Below are 23482 nucleotides of genomic sequence, written 5' to 3'. Positions count from 1 at the left end.
CAGTGTGAATTAATTGTTCATACTGGGTGTTTTTTGTAGAAATTTTATAAACTGTTTACTTGTTAAAGGTTTACTGAAATAGTAACCTTGCATATATTTACAGTTGTTTTTTTGTAGAAACTTAAGTTGTTTTTCCGTTTCAATTCCTTCAGCAATGACAGAGAGATTTAAAGTATTTGCAAGAGAAAGGATAGTGGAAAAGATGGCTCTTTCTTCAGGGCGATGATCGGCTAGTTGTGTAAATTCTCTTGGTACCTTTAATGTATCGATAGGGAAAATTGATAAATAAGCGAGAGAAGAATAGCCAGTACCGAAGTCATCAATTGCCGTTCGAATGCCATATTCTTTTAATTGCTTCAGTCTCGATAGTGTTTCTTTTTCATTAATCATCGCAATTCGTTCTGTTAACTCAAGTGTGACATGTTTTGGATCAACCTGCACGTCGTTTAATATTTTTGAAATGTTTTCGATTAATTGATTTTGTTGGAACTCTTTTGCTGATAAATTAACGCTTATTTTTAAATTTTGATAGCCAAAGGTATGCCATATTTTTAATTGGAGACAGGCTTCTTTTAATACCCAATGTCCAAGTGGAACGACTTGTGGCGTTTCTTCTACAATTGGAATGAACTCACATGGTGAAATGTCACCTAATAGTGGATGTTTCCAACGTATTAATGCTTCAGCACCGATAATTTTATTTGTTGTCGTATCAATTTGTGGTTGATAGACGAGATAAAATTCCTTGTTTACTAAAGCGAGTGGCAAATCCTTTTCGATTCGAGCTTTTCGTTCTATTTTCTTATATAGTTCTTTCGTATAAAGAGAGCTACGATTTTTTCCTTTATTTTTTGCTTCGTACATGGCCATATCGGCATGTTGTAAAATAGAAAGTGGGTCTTCGCCCGCTTCAGGGTATATTGCAATCCCGATACTCGGTGAGATTCGTAAATGCTGATTTTCGATTTCGAATGGTTTGTTCATGGCCGCTACAATCATATCAGCTATTTTTTTTACATCTGTCCTTTTTTTATAATTTTCGATGAGGATTGTGAACTCATCTCCAGCTAGTCGAGCAAGTTTCATATGCTGTGTTGATAATCGTTCAAGCCTTTTGGCTACTGCAATTAATAGGAGGTCTCCCACCCGATGCCCGAGAGTATCATTAATAACCTTAAAGCGGTCTAAATCGAGAAACATAACAGCAAAGGAGCTTTTCGATATTTTTGCACGTGCAATCGCCTTTTCTAAATATTGATGAAATGCACGGCGATTTGCAAGTTCAGTTAAAGTATCATGATATGCTAGGAAATTAATTTGTTCTTGTTGTTGTTTGCTTTCCGTAATATCTTTAATCATTAAATAGACCCCTGAAATATGATCCTTTAAAAAGATGGGAACAGCTGTAACATGCAAGTAGTAAATATCTCTGTTTTTGTGATACGCTCGTATTTCTAAAGAGATAGAATTCCCCTTTTTTACGCGATGAAAGGCGTTAATAATTTCTTCTAAATCTTCTTCGTATATGAGTGAGTAGTAAGGTTGATTTAATAATTCATTCGTTTGATACCCTAGTAAAGTAGTACCAGCGTTATTAACTTTAAGAAAATTGCCGTACAAATCTAATGTGAAGATTGGATCTGGATGGTGCTCGTATAAAGATTTAAACATTTGTTGGTTATGATAGAGCTCATTTTTTTGTTCTACTAAATCTTCTGTACGTAGTTCAATTTGTTTCTCGAGTTCCAAGTTGAATTGCATTTGGGCTAGTAATAATATTTTATTTTGTTTTCGAACTAAACTATGGCGTATGAGAACGAAAGTGAAAGTTATTATAAGCCCGATTACTACAATGGGGGCAAAAACATATTCGGCCAATATAAAAATAATAAGCATTACTACAGAAATATAAGGTAATGATAATCGGATTGATTCACCGAATTTAGGTGTTAATAGTACCTGCTCTTGTTTTTCAGGCTCTTTCGTATGAAGAATACAGGCGATTGCTGCTAGCACTAAAACCACTTGATAGAACGGAGTAACTGTAAACATAGAATACGCTGGTGTGAAATATTTTATATAAGCATAAATAGCATCTGTAGTAGCATACAAAATTAAAGCACTACCAAGAAGTGCACCAACTTGTTTTGGTAATAAGGATAATGGTCTGAATAAAAGGTTGATTCCAATTAAAAGAAAGAGTAAATCAGCCATTGGATAGGTAAGTTGAACAAATATATCGATGTAGGATGTTGTAAAAACGTGAATGGTTTGCTCAATAAGTAAGTAGTAACTTAAAGTAAATTGGGCTGTAACGATAATACAAATATCACATATCATAAAAAGCTTTTCTAATAAGTCCCGGTTATAAATGATCTCGTATAGAAAGGCAAGTGCAAAGCTAATTAAAAAAAGTAGGTAAAAAAAGTCAGACGGATCAACAAACGTATAGTAGTCCTTTAAAATTAAACGTTGATAGGAAACAACTATATCACCAATGAAATAAGAGAGAGCCCCAACAGATAATATGATCCAAAATAAACGGGATAGCCCTTGTTTCGTATTTGTAAAATAAAATATATAACTACAAGCGATAATATCAATTAATAAGGTACTCATTCCGATTAATATTTGAAAGGGAAATGAGTATTCATATAGAAAGAGCATGGCTACGTAATGAATTGCGATAGAAAACAATAAAACGCTTATAAGAATACTTACATGTGTATGTTTTTTCATTTATATCACCTACGGTATATACATATAAACTTCCTTTTTATTTTTTGCGATTGCCTAAAAAATATATATAAATTCTATACTTATTTTGCACAGGTATAGCGAGTTATAAAAATAGATTTTAATAATTCTTGTTTCTGTCCTCAACATATCGACATAGGAATTTGAAGTTTGCTATAATAAATAAAATAGTTTAATTATTTAGAAAAATTTAAAAATAATATTTGTCGCAACTGGGACATATTGTTTACTAAGTGAACTTGTTCTTAATTTAGGGGGGAGGGTTTCACAATGGCAAGTGTATATGAAAATAGTTATATGATCGTTTTGATTTTCTTGCTAGTAGGCATATTACTGCCGGTAGTGGCTCTTACATTAGGAAGGATGCTGCGCCCAAACAAACCAAGTGCAGCAAAAGCGACGACGTATGAGAGTGGAATTGAGCCTTTTCATGATGCAAATATTCGGTTTCATGCTCGTTACTATATTTTCGCTTTATTGTTTGTCATCTTTGATGTAGAAACTTTATTTCTATATCCATGGGCTGTTGCATATGACAAGCTAGGTTTATTTGCATTAATTGAAATGCTCATCTTTGTTGTAATGTTGCTAGTTGGATTAGCTTATGCTTGGAAAAAGAAGGTGTTACAATGGTTATAAATTTTGAGGCACTACATCCAAATGAGCGAGCGGAATTAGAGAGAAATATCTTTTTTTCTACATTGGAGCAGTTAAAAGGGTGGGCGAGGAGTAATTCTTTATGGCCGATGACATTCGGACTGGCATGCTGTGCGATTGAAATGATGGGAGTAGGTTCATCACATTACGATTTAGATCGATTTGGGTCATTTTTTCGGACTTCACCAAGGCAATCAGATGTCATGATTGTGTCGGGAACGGTAACGAAGAAGATGGCTCCTATTGTTAGGCGTTTATATGATCAAATGCCTGAACCGAAATGGGTTATTGCGATGGGATCTTGTGCGACTGCTGGTGGTCCGTATGTGAATTCGTACGCTGTTGTGAAAGGTGTAGATCAAATTGTACCAGTTGATGTGTATATTCCTGGATGCCCACCAAACCCTGCAGCTTTAATTTATGGAATTAATAAGTTGAAAGAGAAAATTCGTTACGAGGCAAAGACAGGGAAGCAGGTGACGAATAAATGAGTAATCCAAATAAAGATTTAGAGGATCTGAAAAGAGAAGCTGCTAGGCGCGCGAAAGAGGAAGCGAGAAAACGTCTTGTTGCGAAACATGATGCGGAAATAAGTAAGCTTGAGGGAGAAAATCAAGAAAAAGAGAAAGCGCTACCAAAAATTGATGGAATGACTGTAGAAGAAGTAAAACAACGTGCAGCAGCTGCTGCGAAAGCAAAAGCAGCGGCGCTAGCGAAGCAAAAAAGAGAAGGAACAGAAGAGGTAACGGAAGAAGAAAAGGCCAAAGCGAAGGCGAAGGCCGTGGCAGCTGCGAAAGCAAAAGTAGCTGCGCTCGCGAAGCAGAAAAGAGAAGGGACAGAAGAAGTAACGGAAGAAAAGGCCAAAGCGAAGGCGAAGGCAGCCGCAGCTGCGAAAGCAAAAGCGGCGGCGCTAGCGAAGCAAAAAAGAGAAGGAACAGAAGAGGTAACGGAAGAAGAAAAGGCTAAAGCGAAGGCGAAGGCCGTGGCAGCTGCGAAAGCAAAAGCAGCGGCGCTAGCGAAACAGAAAGCTTCGCAAGGTGATGGAAATTTGGGAGATGAAAAGGCGAAGTCAATTGCAGCAGCGAAGGCGAAAGCGGCTGCGGCGGCAAGGGCGAAGACGAAGGGTGCTGAAAGTGAAAAGGAAGATGTACCGAAGCAAGAAGAGTCGTCCGTTAATCAGCCGTATCTCAATCAGTATGTTGAGGTTATTAGGGGTAAATTAGGAGGTAGCACATTAGTAGATTCCTATATTAATAAACTTTCAAAAGATGTACCAACTCTTGTGGTGGATCCTTCAAAATATTATGAGGTGATGGAGTTACTACGATTCCATGAGGGACTTGCTTTTGATTATATGTCAGAGCTACATGCGACAGATTTTGTGACTCATATGGAAGTGTATGTTCATTTATTTTCATATGGAAAGAAACAGTCTGTAGCGGTGAAGGTAAAGCTGGATAGAGAAGTGCCGCAAGTTGAATCGGTAACAGCGCTGTGGAAAGGGGCTGACTGGCCGGAGCGAGAAGCGTATGATTTGCTCGGCATTGTATTTAAAGGGCATCCGAATTTAACGCGTATTTTAATGCCAGATGATTGGGTAGGATATCCGCTTAGAAAAGACTATGAACCGTATGATGTGGAGGTGTAGCTATGATCCGCACGGAAGAGATGCTTTTGAATGTAGGACCTCAGCATCCGAGTACACACGGTGTGTTCAGGCTCGTAATTAAGATTGACGGGGAAATTATTAAAGAAGCTACACCGGTTATTGGGTATTTGCATCGCGGGACTGAAAAGATCGCTGAGAGCTTACAGTATACACAAATTATCCCTTATACAGATCGAATGGACTATTTATCAGCAATGACGAATAATTACGTCATTTGCCATGCTGTAGAGACGATGATGGGACTTGAAATTCCGGAGCGTGCCGAATACTTGCGAGTACTTGCGATGGAGCTGGGAAGAATTGCGAGCCATCTCGTTTGGTGGGGTACAAATCTTCTTGATATAGGAGCGGTCAGCCCGTTTTTGTACGCGTTTCGTGAACGAGAGATGATTATAAATTTATTAAATGAATTATGCGGGGCACGGCTTACTTTTAACTATATGAGAGTTGGCGGTGTGAAGTGGGATGCGCCGGATGGTTGGATTGAAAAAGTGGAAGAGTTTGTTCCATACATGAGAGAGCAATTGGCAGGTTATCACGACCTTGTTAGTGGTAATGAGATTTTCTTGAATCGCGTGAAGGGCGTTGGCATATATAGCGCGGAAGAAGCAATTTCGTATTCTTTAAGCGGAGCGAATTTGCGGTGTACCGGAGTAAACTGGGATCTTCGCAAAGAAGAGCCGTATTCGATTTATGATCGTTTTAATTTTGATATTCCTGTTGGGAGCGTGGGAGATGCTTGGGATCGCTACGTTTGCCGAATGGAGGAAATTGAAGAGTCGTTAAAAATTGTAGAGCAAGCAGTCCAGCAGTTTCCAAAGGACGGAGCCGTACTGGCGAAAGTGCCGAAAATTATTAAGGCGCCTAAGGGGGAAGCGTTTGTCCGTATAGAATCACCACGCGGGGAGATTGGTTGCTATATCGCTAGTGACGGAAAGAAAGAGCCGTATCGTCTGAAATTCCGCAGACCTTCTTTTTATAACTTGCAAATTTTACCGAAGCTATTGAAGGGTGAAAACATCGCCAATTTAATTACGATTTTAGGTGGAGTCGATATTGTACTTGGGGAGGTCGATGGCTAATGATTGAGACGCTCTTACAATCACCTTCAAGCTGGACGAATTTCTTCATTTTTTTCGGATTAGCAGTGCTTCTACTATTTGCAGTCCTTGGCTTCGTTACATATGGTATTTTGGCAGAACGGAAAGTGATGGGATTTATGCAAGGGCGGATTGGACCAAACCAAGTTGGAGGGCGGTTCGGTTTACTGCAAACGGTAGCTGATGTTTTGAAACTATTATTGAAAGAAGATAGTATTCCGAAAGCTGCAGATAAACCGTTGTTCATATTAGCACCTGTCATTGCATTTGCGCCAGCATTTATGGTACTTGCGGTTATCCCGTTTACCGATAAATTTCAGTTCGCGGATATTGGTGTCGGATTGCTGTATTACATTGCTGTTTCTGGGATTACGACAATTGGTGTCGTAACTGGGGGATGGGCATCAAATAATAAATATTCCCTTTTAGGAGGGATGCGCGCGGCGGCGCAAATGATTTCTTATGAAATTCCGCTTGTAATGAGCGTAATTGGTATCGTTTTGCTAGCTGGTAGCTTGAATCTAAATGAAATTGTAGCGGCGCAGGAGAAAGTTTGGTACATTTTCGTACAGCCAATTGGATTCGTCGTTTTCTTAATCGCAGCAGTAGCAGAGTTAAATAGGATGCCGTTTGATTTACCAGAAGCGGAGTCAGAACTTGTTTCTGGATATCATACGGAATACTCAGGTTTTCGCTGGGCGTTTTTCATGCTTTCAGAGTATGTATATTTCTTCGGAATGGCCTCTTTAATTACAGTACTTTTTTTAGGCGGCTGGAATCCAGTCATGTTTCTTGGATTTATCCCAGGTGCCGTATGGTTTGCTTTGAAATTTAGCAGTGTAGTCTTTCTATTAATTTGGTTCCGCGTTACGTTCCCGCGTATAAGGGGTGACCAGTTAATGGAGTTTGGCTGGAAAGTATTATTACCAATCGCACTTGCAAATATTTTCTTAACGGCATTGATTAAGGAGCTATTCTTCTAATCTATGAAGGGGGTGCCAGTAAGAGATGAAAGGGTTATTTAAAGGTTTAAAATATACGCTGAGTAATTTGAGTAAGAAAAAGGTGACGTATGATTATCCAAATCAGCCGTTGCCGTTGCCAGATCGCTTTAGAGGGATTCAAAAATTTTATCCAGAGAAATGTATTGTTTGTAATCAGTGTTCTAACATTTGTCCGACAGATTGCATTCAATTGACGGGAAAGAAACATCCTGACCCTGCGAAAAAAGGGAAAATTATTGATACGTATGATATTAATTTTGAAATTTGTATACTTTGCGATTTATGTACAGAAGTTTGCCCGACAGAGGCAATTGTTATGACAAATAACTTTGAACTCGCAGCATATTCACGTGATGATTTATTTAAAAATTTGCAGTGGCTCGACGAAAACGATGAAAACGTCAGGAAGGAGAATAAAGCATGAATGGCGAGTTTGTAGCATTCTTTATACTATCCTTGTCTGCAATTATCGGTGGTGTTCTCATGTTGAACTTAACGAAAGTAATGCATATGATGCTAGCTCTCGTTCTGACATTTCTCAGCATTGCAGGTTTGTACTTTCTTTTATCGGCCGAGTTTATCGGAGTTGCACAAATTTTACTTTACTCTGGTGCAATCACAATTATTATGATTTTTGGCATTATGTTAACGAAACATAATGCAGAAAATGAATCACGTCTTACTCTTCGAAAATGGATTATCTTCTTTGCAGTTGTAGCATTTGGGGCAGTTATGTATTTCGCTGTTAATAGTATCGATTTTTCAAATGAAAGCACACAAGGAAGTTTACCTCTCCATGAAAAAAACACACTTCAAATCGGTACACTTCTCTATTCGAAATACATTATTCCATTTGAGTTAACCTCGGTTATTTTACTTGTAGCACTTGTTGGCGCGATTATACTTGCGAAGAAGGATGAGAAAGAGGAGGATTCCAATGAGTAGCGTTCCAGCTTCTGCGTATTTAACACTTGCGATTATTTTGTTTTGCATCGGTTTATTTGGAGCTTTAACGAAGCGAAACACAGTAATCGTATTAGTTTGTATCGAATTAATGCTAAATGCTGCTAATTTAAATTTAGTGGCGTTTAGTAAATTAGGTTTGTTCCCGAATTTAACAGGGCAAATCTTCTCGCTGTTTACGATGGCTGTAGCGGCAGCGGAGGCGGCGGTAGGACTCGCCATTTTAATTGCTTTGTATCGTAATCGCACGACAGTTCATGTAGATGAAATGGATACGCTTAAAGGATAGCATTGTGACCGAAAAGGGGGAAGGAAACAATGATCGATTATGCATGGCTCATACCGCTTTTCCCGCTTGTTTCGTTTTTTTTACTTATTATGTTCGGGAAGAAAATTAGAGAAGGAAGCAGCGTACTTAGTATTTTCTTCGTCTCTCTCTCCTTTATATTCGCGGTACTTGTATTATTAGAAAGATTTTCGAAGGTCACAGTGAAGCATAAATGGGTATGGCTTAGAACTGGAGATATTGATATATCATTTGGCTTTGAAGTGACTGCATTAGGGGCTTTAATGTTATTTATCGTTACACTTGTGAGCTTACTTGTACATGTGTATTCAAAAGGTTATATGAAAGGTGACGCAAGATTACCAACTTTTTATGCATATTTAGGACTCTTTACATTTGCGATGCTCGGGCTTGTTATATCGACGAATTTGTTACAGCTTTATATATTTTGGGAGTTAGTAGGCCTTGGTTCATTTTTACTCATCGGTTTTTATTTCTTTAAGGAAGAAGCGAAGGCTGCTGCGAAAAAGGCTTTTATTATGACTCGTATTGGGGATGTTGGTTTATTTATTGGGATGATTTTAATCTTTTGGCATGCAGGTAGTTTTGAGTATGACGTAATTTTTAGAGCGATTCATACAGGCGATCTGTCCCCGACTATGATAACGATAACGGCGATATTAATTTTTATCGGGGCGATGGGGAAATCAGGTCAATTTCCACTTCATACGTGGTTGCCTGATGCGATGGAGGGGCCAACGCCTGTTTCGGCACTTATTCATGCGGCAACGATGGTCGCAGCCGGTGTATATTTAGTAGCAACGATGTTCCCGCTATTTTCGGCAAGTGCGGTGGCAATGCAGACGGTGGCAATTGTTGGTGCTTTCACCGCAATATTTGCGGCCTCTATCGGTCTCGTACAGACGGATATAAAGAGGGTACTTGCTTATTCTACAGTTAGCCAGCTCGGGTATATGATGCTCGCCTTAGGTTCTGCTGGTTATGTAGCGGGTATATTCCATCTAACGACACATGCCTTTTTTAAAGCGTTACTATTCTTGGCAGCAGGAAGTGTAATTCATGCTGTGCATACGCAAAACATTAATAAAATGGGCGGTTTACAGAAGAAGATGAAAGTAACGGGTACGTTATTTTTAATAGGTACACTTGCAATTAGTGGAGTTCCGCTTCTTTCGGGTTTTTTTAGTAAAGATGAAATTTTGGCAGCAACTTGGATGAGTGGCAATTACTTTTTATTTGTTCTAGCAGTCTTTGCGGCATTCCTAACAGCATTCTACATGTTCCGCCTATACTTTCTTGTCTTTACTGGGGAAGCGAAGACGAAGGAAGACGTGCATGACTCACCGCGTATTATGACGTATCCGATGATTGTTCTCGGGGTTCTCGCGGTAGTAGCAGGATATATAAATACACCGTGGTTTGGAACGTTTCTCGGAGATTGGCTGACGAAGGATATACAATTTAAAGTGGAAGAAGCACATGGACCAATTTGGATTATGATTGTTGCGACGCTCGTTTCATTTGGGGGGATTGCCCTTGCGTATTTCATATATGGAAAGAAAACTATCTCAAAAAATTGGGCAGGAGGAGAAAGGTCATTTCTTCATAAGCTCTTGAAAGAAAAATATTATGTGGATGAACTATACAATATGACAGTGATTCCTATTACGAAGGGAATCGCTCATGTGCTTCGCTTATTTGAAGTATATGTTGTGGAAGGGATTGCTGTTTTAATCGCAAGTTTGGTTAAAGGGGTAAGTGGCACCTTGTCGAGGCTTCAAAACGGGAATGTACAAGTGTACGGCACTGTAACAGCAGTTTCGCTCGCGGTCCTCGTCATTATTTTGCTATATACGGGAGGGGATTTACGATGAATGATTTGTTGTTGACGTTCTTCATTTTCTCCCCACTTTTAGGGATTCTATTACTTGTATTAACACCGAAAAAAGAATCGCGTACAGTACAAGCGCTCGGTTTATTTGGGACGGCGCTTCCATTTGGGATCGCCACTGTCCTCGCTTGTACATATGCTTCTGGAAAGAGTCTATCGCTATTTGATGAAAAAGTGAAATGGATTAAATTTGGTGATTTTGCAGCGGTGGATAAAAGATGGTTTTCTATTTATTACGAGCTTGGAATTGATGGTTTGTCACTTGTAATGATGGTGCTGACAGCCCTTCTAGCGATGCTTGCAGCAATTGCAGCGTTTTCCATTAAAAGAAATTTAAAAGCATTTTATATGCTATTGCTCATGCTAGAAATAGGGATGCTCGGTGTCTTCGCTGCTAAAAATTTAATGTTGTTCTTTATTTTCTTTGAAATTACACTGCCACCAATGTTTTTATTAATTGGCAAGTGGGGGAAATTGTCGAGTGAAAAGGCTGCATATAGTTATTTAATATATAACGGCATTGGATCAGCTATTTTGCTCATCGTTTTCTCGATTTTGTTCGCGAAAACAGGTACGACAAATATTGCGGAATTGAAAGAGATATTAACAGGTGTAAGTGCTGGGGGAGGACAGATCGTCCCGAGTAGCTTACAGCTTGGTGTATTTATTGCTATAATGATTGCCTTTGCAATTAAACTACCTATTTTCCCGTTGCATCGCTGGATGGTCAATGTGCATATTGAAGCGCACCCTGCTGTAGTTATGCTTCATGCGGGCGTTTTGCTAAAGATTGGAGCGTACGGGATGATTCGCTTCGGGAAGGGGCTATTCCCAGAATACTTTCGCGAGTTTGCCACGCTAATTGCGATTTTAGGAGTAATCAACTTATTGTACGGCGCCTTTTTAGCACTCATCCAAACGGATTTTAGGAAGGTGCTTGCCTACTCTAGTATTTCGCATATGGGAATTGTTTTAATGGGGCTTGCGGCACTTAATGCGCCAGGTACACAAGGGGCGCTATTCCAAGTTGTTTCGCACGGTTTAATTGCAGCCTTGCTCTTCTTCTTGCTTGGTGTTATAGAACAGCGCTTTGGCACGTCGGATATTACAGCGCTTGGTGGACTCGCAAAAAGTGTCCCAATACTTAGCGGCTTCTTCCTAGCAGGAGGAATGGCATCGCTTGGACTGCCGGGGATGTCTGGATTTGTGAGTGAGTTTCTTGCCTTTCTCGGCTTATTCCAAGGAGAGCCAGTCATTGCTGCAGTCGGTGTACTTGGGATTATTTTAACCGCTGTGTACGTATTAAGAGCGACACTCCAAGTAACATTCGGTAAGAAAGAGTGGGAAGCGAAAACTGATATACACGGATGGGAGTACGTCCCGGTCCTATTGCTTATCTTCTGTATTATTGCCATTGGAGTAATGCCAGAAATACTAGGGGATCCGCTTCAAAATACATTGAAAACATTGGGGGTGAAGTAGGATGGATATGGATACGTTACTGAGCTTATCATGGCATCTCATGGTGCCAGAATTCATTATTCTCGGGTTTGCCATCCTTCTTTCCATATGTGATTTGTTTTTTAAGCTGAACCATAGGTATGTAGCGCTTAGTGCAATCGCCGCTGTCGTATTAGCAATTGTGGCATTAATTACGCTATACGGCGAACCAGCAGGAGATATTTTAAATGGATCGTTTGTGTTAGATGGATTTTCAAAAGGGTTTAAAACGTTGTTATTAGGCGGAGCGGCCCTCATCTTATGCACCGCAATGAGCGATGACAAGAAGAATCCAATTGAAGATAAGGGAGAATATTATTACTTATTTTTAATGGCCCTTCTTGGGGCGATGTTCATGGCTTCTAGTGTTGATTTTATTACACTTTTCGTCGGTTTAGAGCTACTATCACTTTCTTCCTATGTTTTAGTAGGCATACGAAAAAGGAACCGTGCATCAAATGAAGCGGCAATGAAATATGTCATTAATGGAGGAATTGGAACGGCGATTACACTCTTTGGAATGAGTTATTTATACGGTATTACAGGTTCAACCAATATTGTGGATATGCAAAAAGTATTCACCGGGGAGCTAACTAGTGGTATTCAGTTATTGTTAGCTCTCGCATTTCTACTATTGCTCGTTGGGCTCTCGTTTAAAATTGCAACAGTACCGTTTCATATGTGGGCACCCGATGTGTATGAAGGGGCGGCTACACCTGTTACTGCTTTCCTTGGAACGATTTCTAAAATTGCTGGGTTCCTACTCATTATTCGTCTGTTCCTTATGATTTTTGCAAGTGTATCGGTGCAAGGAGACATGGAATCTTTATACGGGCGTATGAGTATATATATTGCGGTTCTAGCAAGTATTACGATGATTATCGGAAATGTAGTCGCACTAAAGCAATATAACGTAAAACGCCTATTTGCTTATTCAGGAATCGCGCATGCGGGGTATTTACTCGTTCCACTTGTGGCATTATCACCATTTACGATGGATAGCATGTGGTTTTACATGCTTGCCTATATGCTTATGAATATAGGCGCATTTGCAATTATCCACGGCTTAATCTTACAAAGCGACAAAGAAAATATCACTATTTTCACTGGATTATATAAAAGGTCGCCATTTACAGCGATAGTAATGACGATTTTTATTTTATCGTTGGCCGGGATACCAGGAACAGCTGGTTTCATCGGGAAGATTAACATCTTTTTAGGTGCACTTCATGTAGAGTCAGCTCATTACGTACTAGCTTCTATTATGATGGGTACGACAGTCATTTCATTCGTATATTATTTCCGTATTTTACAGCAAATGTTTTTCCGGACGGGAGAAGTAGAAGAGAAAATTCGGTTGCCATTAAATATAAAGGTTGTTATGAGTCTTTGTGCAATTTCGATTGTAATACTAGGGATTATGCCGATGATTGGATACAATTTCTTTTATGAATATTTTCCATTAATGAAAGATTTCTTCTTCTTGGGGAACGTGGTACAATAGTGAAAATAAAAGGTGTGGAGTCGGTACTCTACGCTTTTTATTTTGTGTTAGCCGCAAATGAAAATGCATATAGGTATACGTTTTTTTGAGAGAAGTTTACGATGTAAAATGTAAGATGCTTATTTGCATTTGAAAAAGTGTGGCTCCTACTTATTATGGTATCGTTTTTATATTCTTTCGTAAGTAGTAGCCGAGTAAAAAGGGGTCGATTTTTTGGCACAACTTTTAGGGCAACAAGCACTGATTGCTATCGTTTCGCATTTATTGTTTATTACCATTACGTGGTGGGCCTTACAAGGTATTCACATCGAGCGTTTAATGAAAGCTGGAAAAGTGTTGCAGACGAGGGTATTACTCATCCTAATTACAATTGCAATTGGGACATCTGTAAGTAACTTTTTCCTTGATTATTTAGGCTATTCGAAGAGTTTAACGTATTTAGTAAAGTAAGTGTATAGAACCTCATATCTCCGTTAACAATGGGGATAGGAGGGGATGAAATTGAAGCTTAAAGCCATTCTTATTGTTGCGTTGAGTGTTGTTTTCTTTTTGGTTGGATATAGAGAGATGAAACCGATAAGCGATGAACAGAAAATGGAGAACATGATTAAGGCTTTAGAGAAAAATGACGCTAAAGTGGAGAAATGGTCATGGTTAGCGCGAGAAACAAAAACAATTTCTAACATACATACGTTTCAAAAATTGTTAAACGATGTGAAGGGGAAGGCAAATATTCAAAAATGGGACTTAGAGCAATCTCCAGATGGATATAAAGCTACATCCTATAAAAAGTTTGCTTCATATGAAGAACGAGTAGTAGTAACTTGGAGTAAGGAAAATACTAAAGAAAACACTTTCATTATTTTTGAAGTGAGTGGGGCGAAATGGGACCCGAAGCATGTTCAGAAAATGAATAAAATTTTTAATGAAAAACCTATAATTTACACTTGTGTTCAAGGTGTACTGAATGATAAGATTGAAGGTGTTTTGCAAAATAAAACCAATCAGGTTTTGAAAGATCTTTCAGCAAGAGCGATCGAACAAGTAGAAGAAAGAGCATTTGTGTCAGTCTCCGCATACAATAAAAAGTGGGATGACGCTCTTTCAACAAATAGAGAGAAAATAAATGTGCAAATAGCAATACGTTCTACAAACAACAAAGATACAATTGTGGTTGGCACACCGATCATAACTTCTGAGTATTGAGTGAATAGATACTGAAAAAAGGACACGGAGGGGAATAATTTGGAAAAGATCATCGTCCGTGGCGGAAAGCGGTTAAACGGCACAGTGCGTGTTGAGGGCGCAAAAAATGCTGTATTACCTATAATCGCTGCAGCCCTATTAGCGAGTGATGGAAAGAATGTACTATCTGAAGTACCAGTTTTGTCTGATGTATACACAATTAATGAGGTATTACGTCATTTAAATGCTGAAGTCGTATTTGAAAATAACCAAGTAACAATCGATGCTTCTAAAGAACTAAACATTGAAGCACCATTTGAATATGTACGTAAAATGCGTGCATCTGTTCAAGTAATGGGACCATTATTAGCACGTAACGGTCGTGCTCGTATTGCACTTCCAGGTGGATGTGCAATTGGTTCACGTCCAATTGACCAACATTTAAAAGGCTTCGAAGCAATGGGAGCAAAAGTACAGGTTGGTAACGGTTTTGTTGAGGCATACGTTGAGGGAGAACTAAAAGGAGCTAAAATTTATTTAGACTTCCCAAGCGTGGGCGCGACAGAAAACATTATGTCTGCAGCTACATTAGCAAAAGGGACAACAATCCTTGAAAACGCAGCGAAAGAACCAGAAATCGTTGACTTAGCTAACTTCTTAAATGCGATGGGAGCGAAAGTACGCGGAGCTGGAACTGGAACGATTCGTATCGAAGGCGTTGATAAATTATATGGTGGAAACCATTCTATTATTCCTGACCGTATTGAAGCGGGAACATTCATGGTTGCAGCAGCAATTACTGGTGGAGACATCTTAATTGAAAATGCTGTTCCTGAACATTTACGCTCAATTACAGCGAAGATGGAAGAAATGGGTGTTAAAATTATTGAGGAAAATGAAGGTGTACGTGTTATCGGCCCAGATAAGTTAAAAGCGGTTGATATTAAAACTATGCCTCACCCAGGTTTCCCAACAGACATGCAATCACAAATGATGGCATTATTACTACAAGCTGATGGAACAAGTATGATTACAGAAACGGTATTCGAAAACCGCTTTATGCACGTTGAAGAATTCCGTCGTATGAATGCTGATATTAAAATCGAAGGTCGTTCTGTTATTATGAACGGTCCAAACAGCTTACAAGGTGCTGAAGTAGGTGCAACTGATTTACGTGCAGCTGCAGCATTAATCTTAGCTGGTTTAGTATCAGAAGGTTACACTCGTGTAACTGAATTAAAGCATCTTGACCGTGGTTATGTAGACTTCCATAAGAAATTAGCTGCATTAGGTGCAACTATTGAACGTGTAAACGAAAAAGTAGAAGAAGTGAAAGAACAAGAAGTTTCTGATCTTCACGCTTAATTGAAGTAGTCTCTATGTCTTTTGATATAGAGGCTATTTTTTTTGGGTTATTACTGTTATAGTCAATAAACTCTATACTTATGCACGTACCAGTAAAAATATTTAGAAAATTTTCGTTTTATCTCGCATTAACGGGCAGTAAGACTCCAACGCATTAAAACTTCAGTCTATACCGATACCCCCAAGTATGTTCTAAAAAATTCCGTAGTTCCATAAGAATGAAAGGAAGCCAACTTTATATTGGGGGAATAGGATGAAATTTTCAAAGCCATTTTTCATTATAGTAGTGCTTTTAATAGCGCTCGTTATCATTGTACCCGCTGCTCTTGTAATTCCGTTTGCGAAAGCAAAAATAGGAGAAGAAGCAGCTTCTAAAACTCCTCCAGCGATAGAAAGTATACCAGCTCCAGGGAAAGTGGATACAGCAGTTCAAGTTGCTGTATATCGCGACCAACAGAAGAAGGTAGAAACATTACCTGTGGAGGAATATGTGACCGGTGTCGTAGCTTCTGAGATGAATGCCAGTTTTGAAATAGAGGCGCTAAAGGCACAGGCATTAGCAGCAAGAACATTCGTGGTGCAGCGTATGCTAAGTGGAGAAAAGAAAAACAATGCAGATGTGGTAGATACGGTGAAAGATCAAGTGTACAAAAGCAAAGAGGAATTGAAAAAACAATGGGGCAATAACTACGAAAACAATTTAAAGAAAATCGAGGAAGCCGTTTCTAAAACCGCAGGACAAGTTTTAACGTATGAGGGAAAACCGATTTCAGCGTCTTTCTTCTCAACGAGTAACGGCCGAACAGAGAATGCAGCTGATTATTGGGGAAATGATTATCCGTATTTGAAAAGTGTAGATAGCCCGTGGGATCAAGCCTCTCCAAAGTTTACAAGCGAGCAAACGTTCACAGTAGCTGATTTTCAAAAACGTCTCGGTGTGAAAGTGCTGGCGGATGGAAAGGTTGGAAATATTAAAGATCTTACGGAGGGTAAAAGAGTAAAGGATGTAGCGTTCCAAGAGAAAACATTAACAGGAAAACAAGTTCGTGAAAAGTTAGATTTGCGCTCTTCTGATTTTACATGGAAACAAGAGGGCAATAAAATCATTGTCACGACGAAAGGCTTCGGTCATGGTGTTGGCATGAGTCAATACGGTGCGAATGGTATGGCAGCGGAAGGTAAGAAATATACAGATATCGTCGCTCATTATTATAAAGGCGTTGAAATAAAAACGATGAATGATTATGAGGGAAAACTGATGGTGAAGAAGTAGAACGTGAAAGGAGCTAATTAAGATTAGCTCCTTTTTTCATTATTTGTAGGTAAGTTTTTAAAAAGAGCACTTCCTGATTTACTCAAAACTTATATGGTAGAACAAAAATAGAGAATAAGGCTATCTGTTCATTTGGATAGCCTTATTTTTATGTGTTTCATAAAAATATCAAAATTTTCCATTAATTGTTTGGTATAATAGGATAAAAAGCATTTGGGGGAGACGAAATGGCGCTACTGGAGTTGAAACAATTAGGGAAGACGAACCAGTTACCAGTAATTGAGCTAGAGGTTGAGAAAGGACAATGTGTTGTTTTGCAATGTAATAACCATACAGCTAAAGTGTTGCATCGTATCATTATTGGTGAGGAAGAAGCTTCAACTGGCAATGTGCTATTTGGAGGCGAAGCGATTGGAAAGAAAAATTATTCCAGCATCGGTTTTTGTTTTTTGAAAGATGAAGCATATGATCGTTTGAAGGTGAAGGAATATTTTAAATTTTTGTTAGGGCTTTATAAATCAAAGATAAGTATAGAAGAAGTTGTACAATGTGTTGGTCTCCTAGATAAGTTAAACGTGAAAGTAGAAAAATTGTCATTTTCAGAGAAACGCCGACTTCATATTGGACGAGTTATGATTCATAATCCGGATTTAGTTATTTTGGAAGAACCGGAGCAAAATGTAGATACAGAAAGTACAATTATCATTCGAAAAGCAATTATGAAAATGAAAGAGAAAGGAAAGGCGATCTTTATTACGTCCTCTTTCCTATCAGACGCTCTTTCGTTAACAGAAGATGTATACATATTAAACAACGATGGTGTGAAAAAGGTCGAAATCGAGCAAGAAGAAGTGGAAGAAGTCGATGAAGAAAAAGTCGTTCAAATGATTCCGCAGATGAAATTAGAAAGAATACCGGCGAAGGTGAACGATAAAATCATTTTACTTGATCCGATGGAAATTCATTTCATTGAAACGCAAAACGGAGTGACACATATTCATGTACGTGAAGGTAATTTCGTATGTGCATTAACATTAAGTGAATTAGAAACGAGATTAACAGGATTCGGTTTCTTTAGATGTCATCGTTCGTACCTCGTTAATCTACAACGAGTACGAGAAGTTATTACGTGGACACGGAATAGTTTTAGTTTAATTTTGGATGATGAAAGAAAAAGTTCAATTCCGCTTTCAAAAGGACGAATGGATGAATTAAAAGGTGTAATTGGGCTATAAAAAGTGCTCCAATAGGATTGAAATATGATTCATTCACCGGTAAAAATACTCCTTTTACCGGTATTTTACTGCGCCTACCCATTGTTTTTCATATGATTGAGTCAAGAAAAGCGAAACATACAAACGAAAAGCGCTAAAGCGACTTTCATCTATAAAAGAAAAACAAAGGGGATGACGAAATGACATTGGCAATTGAAATGAAAGATGTAATGAAAAGTTTCAATGAAAAAACGGCACTTCGAAATGTAAATATTGAGGTGAAACAAGGAGAAATTTTTGGATTCCTCGGACCGAGTGGATCTGGTAAAACAACAACAGTAAAAATATTAACTTCTCAATTACTTCATAGTGTTGGAACAGTAAGAGTATTAGGGAAAGACATTACAGGACCAAGTAGCATCGATTATAAACGAATTGGTATTTTAACAGACAACAGCGGTTTATATGAAAGACTTAGCATTTATGATAACTTACTATTATTTTGCGACTTATACGATTGCAAAAAAGAACGAATCGATGAAGTGCTAGCACAAGTGAATCTATTAGATGATAAAAAAACATTAGTAAAGAAACTGTCAAAGGGAATGAAGCAGCGCGTCACACTAGCAAGAGCAATCCTTCATAAACCAGATATCCTCTTCTTAGACGAACCAACATCCGCACTCGATCCAGTTAACGTACAAAACATCCATAAAATCTTAAAAGACTTAAACAAAGAAGGAACGACGATTTTCTTAACGACGCACAATATGGAAGAGGCAGAGACGCTTTGTAACCGTATCGCCTTTCTATGCGGCGGAGAAATTGTAGCGCTTGATACACCAGAAAACCTTCGCTTACAATACGCGAAAGATCAAATACAAGTCGTATTAAAAGATAAGCAAAAAGAAGTCGTGCAAAAAGATGAATTAGGTGCAAAACGTATTTCAGAATGGATGAAAAAAGGCGAATTACTATCTATTCATTCACACGAGCCAACATTAGGCGATATCTTTATTGAAGTTACTGGGAGGGGATTATAATGACATTTTCAATGAGACGATTTTCTGCTATTTTTCGGAAAGAGGTACAGGATATTAAAGCAAATGCATCTGTACTCGTAATGGCGGCAATGCCAATTATATTTTCTTTTGTTTATCAACAGATGGATGGGCCGAAAGAGCAAATCGCTAATATGGTAACTTTAATGGCCTTAACGATGGTAGGAAGCTTTGTTCAAGCGGCTTTAATTGCGGAAGAAAAAGAAAAGCACACGCTACGTGTGATGATGTTATCGCCAGCATCATCGTTAGAAGTATTATTAGGAAAAAGCGCATTAACAGCTCTTATTACATTTGTAATTTGTATTAGTAACTTTGCTATTTTAGGTGTGATAAAGGGGAATATGGTTTTAATAGTTCTATTTTTACTTGCTAGCATATTTTTCTTCCTTATGTTAGGTACGGCGATTGGATTAATAGCTAAAACAACGGCATCAACATCAGTAGTAGGTATGCCGATTCTATTTATTTTTCTTTTAGCTCCAATGTTAGGAGGATTTATTAAAAGTGAGTTTGTAAAAAAAGCAATCGATTTTCTTCCAACGAAACATCTTGCGGATGCAATGCCAAAGCTACTAGCTGGAAAAGGGTTTTCAACTGTTAGTGGTGATTTAATAAATATTATAATTTGGTGTGTACTTTCAATTATTCTTTGTATTGTAGTTTACAAAAAGAAACAAATGGACTAAAAACTGAGCTGAAAATGCTCAGTTTTTTCTTTTTTCATCATTTCCTCGGAAATTTTACAATTTCTATACATATTTTTACATAATTTGTCGAAAAGTAATTAGTTATACGTTGTATAGGATACATGAATATTGTTCAAAATGATTGCTGAGGTGATGATGGAATGCGAGGAAGAAATAATAAAAAGTCGCAAAAGGTAGTACATTTATTTCAAAAAAGATGGGTGTTTCCGGCACTGTACATTGCTTGTGCAGCGGTAATCCTAGTGGTTGCGCTATGGTTCCAAGGAGCTAATCCAAAGAAGACTCCGAACCACGATCAAGCAACACCGTATACACAATCGGAAGATCCAGCAGTACCAGTAACGAAATCTTCAGAAGTAGTGAAAATGCCAGCAGCCGCTAATGCGGAAGTAGTCGTGCAGAAGAAATTCTATGAAGATGCAGCAACTGAGGCGGAACAAGAAAAAGCACTTGTCTTTTATAACAACACATATTCCCCGAATAAAGGAATTGACATTGCTGCGAAAAATGGAAAAGAGTTCAATGTTGCTGCTGCTTTAAGTGGCACAGTAACAAAAGCTGAAAAAGATTCACTTCTTGGTTATGTTGTAACAGTTGATAGTGGAAATGGTGTAGCAGTTTCTTATCAAAGCTTAGGCAGTGTGAAAGTAGAAAAAGGTGCAAGAGTTGCACAAGGTGAAGTATTAGGAAAATCCGGTCTAAGTGCAATGAATAAAGAAGCAGGTTCTCACGTTCACTTTGAAGTACGTAAAGACAATGTGGCTGTGAACCCTGAGCGCTACTTAAATAAATCAGTAGCAGAAATTAAAGCTGATGCAGGTGCTACAAAGGCAACGAATGCTTCTGGTAAAAAGGCTGATGACAAATCTCAAAAAGAAGAGAAGTCAACGAGCACGAAACCAGAAAGTAAAACAGAAGATAAGTCTCAAAAAGAAGAGAAATCAACAAGCGGTTCGACTAGTGACAAAAAAGAAGAACCGAAGAAAGAAGAAAAATCAACAAATGGTTCTACAGAATCATCTAACGGTTCTTCTTCGCAAGAATAAGAAAGTGAAAAAATCAGTTCTCATTAGGAGAACTGATTTTTTTTATTTTTATCCTGCTATTTGCGGGCGGTAAGACCCCGATCTCAAAATTCAGCGAAAGCAAAGAAGTTAGGGAGGATTAACTGCCCGTAAAAGCCCGATTATTAGTTGAACTTTATATAAAAATAATCAATTTCGAGAAAAAAGTTGCAATAACAAGGAAAAATGACGAGATTCTCGAATATATATTACAAAAGGGAGGGGATACTGTGTCGTTTTTGTTTGTTCTGTCGATTGCTATTATATTATTGTTTGTTTTATTTACTTTGTATTATTATATTGCCGGTAAGAAGGAAGTTCCCCACCATCAATTGTTAGAAGAAGAATATGATCGAGAAGAATGACACCTCTTAAACAAGGTGTCATTTTTTTGCCAAAATAGTCATTGTTAACGTATTTCTCACAAAAAAACGTAATTTTTCTTAACTTAGTCCGCAAAAATAGTGAACATGTAGCATATATCAGTAGTGCGGGCAATACAATGGTATAAACCAAAGCAAAGAGAGTGTTTGAGGTGAGAAATCGTGAATCATTTCATTATAAATCCAAGAATGTTTAACGCTTACAAACAGCACTCACACTTACTTCTTAGTCGTATGCAGCGAAGCTCATTTCACACTTCTCACATCCAATTTAGGGAGGCGAGTGGTGTGCACGATTACATCAAAGAGAGAACTATCAAGATTGGTAAGTATATCGTGGAGACAAGAAAGACAGTGCGTGTAATTGCAAAGGAATTTGGGGTATCAAAGAGTACAGTCCATAAAGATTTAACAGAACGTCTACCAGAAATTAACCCAGAGCTCGCAAATGAAGTGAAAGAAATTCTTGATTATCATAAGTCTATTCGTCATTTAAGAGGCGGAGAAGCAACAAAGCAAAAATATAGAAAAGAAGATGTAGAAAAGCCTGTACGTCAATAAAGTGAAACTTTAATCAGTGGGGCATGCCTCACTGATTATTAGTCTTCAGCAATCGGGCGTTTGCAGGCTTTTTGTCTTTCGCTCAACTCTTCTAAACTCGTCGGATTGATTTTGAGATGAGAGTCTTACCTTCCGTTAATATAAGATAAATATACGTTAGCAAACATTCCGCGTGCATTCGGTAATATTTTTCAGAAGAATTCTTTTTGCGAATATTACGTTTCTGTTAAATTTATGATAAAATCAGAAATTAGGTGTAAAAGAATTCGGGTGTAACCTGATTTTGAATATCGAGGAGGAAAAGACGGGAATGTTTGCGCGAGATATCGGAATTGACCTAGGTACGGCTAATGTATTAATTCATGTTAAAGGTAAGGGTATTGTATTAAATGAGCCATCTGTTGTGGCAATTGATCGTAATACAGGTAAAGTATTAGCAGTAGGTGAAGAAGCAAGAAGTATGGTGGGACGTACGCCTGGTAATATTGTAGCGATTCGTCCACTTAAAGATGGTGTAATCGCAGATTTCGAAATTACAGAAGCGATGTTAAAGTATTTCATTAACAAGTTGGACGTAAAGAGCTTCTTTTCAAAACCCCGCATTTTAATTTGTTGTCCAACAAATATCACATCAGTAGAACAAAAAGCAATTCGTGAAGCTGCTGAACGTTCAGGTGGTAAAACAGTATTTTTAGAAGAAGAACCAAAAGTAGCCGCAGTTGGTGCGGGTATGGAAATCTTCCAACCAAGCGGTAACATGGTTGTTGATATTGGTGGAGGTACAACAGATATCGCTGTACTATCTATGGGTGATATTGTTACCTCTTCTTCTATCAAAATGGCTGGCGATAAGTTTGATATGGAGATCTTAAACTACGTTAAACGTAAGTATAAGCTATTAATTGGAGAACGTACTTCAGAAAATATTAAAATTAAAGTCGGTACAGTATTCCCAGGTGCACGTAGTGAAGAGCTTGAAATTCGTGGACGTGACATGGTAACAGGTTTACCACGTACAATTACAGTATGCTCTGAAGAAATTACAGAAGCACTAAAAGAAGACGCGGCTATTATTGTACAAGCTGCAAAAGGCGTACTAGAGCGCACACCACCAGAACTATCTGCGGACATTATCGACCGTGGTGTTATTTTAACAGGCGGTGGAGCTTTACTACACGGTATCGACATGCTTCTAGCAGAAGAATTAAAGGTACCAGTATTAATTGCTGAAAACCCAATGCAATGTGTTGCGGTTGGTACAGGTATTATGTTAGAGAATATCGACAAATTACCACGTCGTGCTTTGAAATAAAG

At 38.3% G+C, this 23482-nt stretch carries 23 protein-coding genes; 22 read left to right on the top strand and 1 reads right to left on the bottom strand.

From position 1 onward, the window contains the following. Positions 1 to 9 precede the first annotated feature (9 nt). Complete coding sequence (locus JDS92_RS22210; RefSeq protein WP_097958210.1) at positions 10 to 2739, bottom strand: EAL domain-containing protein; 2730 nt, start codon at positions 2737 to 2739, stop codon at positions 10 to 12. A gap of 288 nt (positions 2740 to 3027) precedes the next feature. On the opposite strand from JDS92_RS22210, the gene nuoA reads away from it, so the two are divergent. The 22 genes from nuoA (at position 3028) to mreB (ending at position 23480) form a co-directional block, all read left to right on the top strand. Further along, positions 3028 to 3396: an NADH-quinone oxidoreductase subunit NuoA gene (gene nuoA, locus JDS92_RS22205; RefSeq protein ID WP_000179277.1), complete on the top strand. Its 369-nt coding sequence runs from the start codon at positions 3028 to 3030 to the stop codon at positions 3394 to 3396. Next, positions 3387 to 3905, top strand: coding sequence for an NADH-quinone oxidoreductase subunit NuoB (gene nuoB / locus JDS92_RS22200; RefSeq protein ID WP_000236327.1), 519 nt, complete (start codon positions 3387 to 3389; stop codon positions 3903 to 3905). Before nuoA ends, nuoB begins: the two co-directional genes overlap by 10 nt. Further along, entirely contained in the window at positions 3902 to 5062 is a 1161-nt protein-coding gene (locus JDS92_RS22195; protein ID WP_199632517.1) for an NADH-quinone oxidoreductase subunit C, read from the top strand. Before nuoB ends, JDS92_RS22195 begins: the two co-directional genes overlap by 4 nt. A 2-nt stretch (positions 5063 to 5064) precedes the next feature. Next, positions 5065 to 6165, top strand: coding sequence for an NADH-quinone oxidoreductase subunit NuoD (gene nuoD, locus JDS92_RS22190; RefSeq protein WP_199632516.1), 1101 nt, complete (start codon positions 5065 to 5067; stop codon positions 6163 to 6165). Then, positions 6165 to 7166 (top strand): NADH-quinone oxidoreductase subunit NuoH, encoded by a 1002-nt coding sequence (gene nuoH, locus JDS92_RS22185; RefSeq protein WP_199632515.1) that lies wholly within the window; start codon positions 6165 to 6167, stop codon positions 7164 to 7166. Before nuoD ends, nuoH begins: the two co-directional genes overlap by 1 nt. 25 nt (positions 7167 to 7191) lie before the next feature. Next, on the top strand, positions 7192 to 7611 hold the full coding sequence (nuoI, locus tag JDS92_RS22180) for an NADH-quinone oxidoreductase subunit NuoI (protein WP_000677188.1): 420 nt from the start codon (positions 7192 to 7194) through the stop codon (positions 7609 to 7611). Beyond that, entirely contained in the window at positions 7608 to 8132 is a 525-nt protein-coding gene (locus JDS92_RS22175) for an NADH-quinone oxidoreductase subunit J (RefSeq protein WP_001012818.1), read from the top strand. The genes nuoI and JDS92_RS22175 overlap by 4 nt, the downstream gene beginning before the upstream one ends. Beyond that, positions 8125 to 8439 carry an NADH-quinone oxidoreductase subunit NuoK gene (gene nuoK / locus JDS92_RS22170; protein WP_000100078.1) on the top strand — a complete coding sequence of 105 codons (315 nt, stop codon included), beginning with the start codon at positions 8125 to 8127 and terminating at the stop codon, positions 8437 to 8439. The genes JDS92_RS22175 and nuoK overlap by 8 nt, the downstream gene beginning before the upstream one ends. A gap of 29 nt (positions 8440 to 8468) precedes the next feature. Then, positions 8469 to 10331 (top strand): NADH-quinone oxidoreductase subunit L, encoded by a 1863-nt coding sequence (nuoL, locus tag JDS92_RS22165; protein ID WP_199632514.1) that lies wholly within the window; start codon positions 8469 to 8471, stop codon positions 10329 to 10331. After that, entirely contained in the window at positions 10328 to 11830 is a 1503-nt protein-coding gene (locus JDS92_RS22160) for an NADH-quinone oxidoreductase subunit M (RefSeq protein WP_199632513.1), read from the top strand. The genes nuoL and JDS92_RS22160 overlap by 4 nt, the downstream gene beginning before the upstream one ends. Before the next feature lie 7 nt (positions 11831 to 11837). Further along, positions 11838 to 13352 carry an NADH-quinone oxidoreductase subunit NuoN gene (gene nuoN / locus JDS92_RS22155; RefSeq protein WP_374191344.1) on the top strand — a complete coding sequence of 505 codons (1515 nt, stop codon included), beginning with the start codon at positions 11838 to 11840 and terminating at the stop codon, positions 13350 to 13352. Between the two features lie 213 nt (positions 13353 to 13565). Further along, positions 13566 to 13802: a DUF1146 family protein gene (locus JDS92_RS22150; RefSeq protein ID WP_000057885.1), complete on the top strand. Its 237-nt coding sequence runs from the start codon at positions 13566 to 13568 to the stop codon at positions 13800 to 13802. A gap of 51 nt (positions 13803 to 13853) precedes the next feature. Then, positions 13854 to 14558, top strand: coding sequence for a YwmB family TATA-box binding protein (locus tag JDS92_RS22145; protein ID WP_000767897.1), 705 nt, complete (start codon positions 13854 to 13856; stop codon positions 14556 to 14558). A 39-nt stretch (positions 14559 to 14597) separates the two neighbouring features. Further along, positions 14598 to 15902 carry a UDP-N-acetylglucosamine 1-carboxyvinyltransferase gene (gene murA, locus JDS92_RS22140; protein WP_000411268.1) on the top strand — a complete coding sequence of 435 codons (1305 nt, stop codon included), beginning with the start codon at positions 14598 to 14600 and terminating at the stop codon, positions 15900 to 15902. A gap of 253 nt (positions 15903 to 16155) precedes the next feature. After that, on the top strand, positions 16156 to 17175 hold the full coding sequence (gene spoIID, locus JDS92_RS22135; RefSeq protein WP_199632511.1) for a stage II sporulation protein D: 1020 nt from the start codon (positions 16156 to 16158) through the stop codon (positions 17173 to 17175). 227 nt (positions 17176 to 17402) lie between these two features. Next, positions 17403 to 18410, top strand: a complete 1008-nt coding sequence (locus tag JDS92_RS22130) for a LytTR family transcriptional regulator DNA-binding domain-containing protein (protein WP_199632510.1) — start codon at positions 17403 to 17405, stop codon at positions 18408 to 18410. 179 nt (positions 18411 to 18589) lie between these two features. Continuing rightward, positions 18590 to 19432: an ABC transporter ATP-binding protein gene (locus JDS92_RS22125; RefSeq protein WP_000170852.1), complete on the top strand. Its 843-nt coding sequence runs from the start codon at positions 18590 to 18592 to the stop codon at positions 19430 to 19432. Beyond that, complete coding sequence (locus tag JDS92_RS22120; RefSeq protein ID WP_199632509.1) at positions 19432 to 20139, top strand: ABC transporter permease; 708 nt, start codon at positions 19432 to 19434, stop codon at positions 20137 to 20139. Before JDS92_RS22125 ends, JDS92_RS22120 begins: the two co-directional genes overlap by 1 nt. A gap of 161 nt (positions 20140 to 20300) precedes the next feature. After that, the gene (locus tag JDS92_RS22115) at positions 20301 to 21206 is read left to right on the top strand and encodes a stage II sporulation protein SpoIIQ (RefSeq protein WP_199632508.1); all 906 of its coding nucleotides are present in this window, start codon (positions 20301 to 20303) and stop codon (positions 21204 to 21206) included. Positions 21207 to 21454: 248 nt separating this feature from the next. Then, entirely contained in the window at positions 21455 to 21589 is a 135-nt protein-coding gene (locus tag JDS92_RS22110) for a hypothetical protein (RefSeq protein ID WP_000008898.1), read from the top strand. Between the two features lie 306 nt (positions 21590 to 21895). Further along, a complete protein-coding gene (gene spoIIID / locus JDS92_RS22105; RefSeq protein WP_000544012.1) occupies positions 21896 to 22168 on the top strand; it encodes a sporulation transcriptional regulator SpoIIID in 273 nt (90 codons plus the stop codon). 310 nt (positions 22169 to 22478) lie between these two features. Continuing rightward, positions 22479 to 23480, top strand: a complete 1002-nt coding sequence (gene mreB / locus JDS92_RS22100) for a rod shape-determining protein (RefSeq protein WP_000457991.1) — start codon at positions 22479 to 22481, stop codon at positions 23478 to 23480. Positions 23481 to 23482: the final 2 nt, after the last annotated feature.

Source organism: Bacillus cereus group sp. N12, assembly GCF_016483575.1.
In the GTDB taxonomy this organism is placed as follows: domain Bacteria; phylum Bacillota; class Bacilli; order Bacillales; family Bacillaceae_G; genus Bacillus_A; species Bacillus_A toyonensis.
Note: the sequence above shows the minus strand (reverse complement) of the source record. Positions and strands in the feature narration are given on the sequence as shown.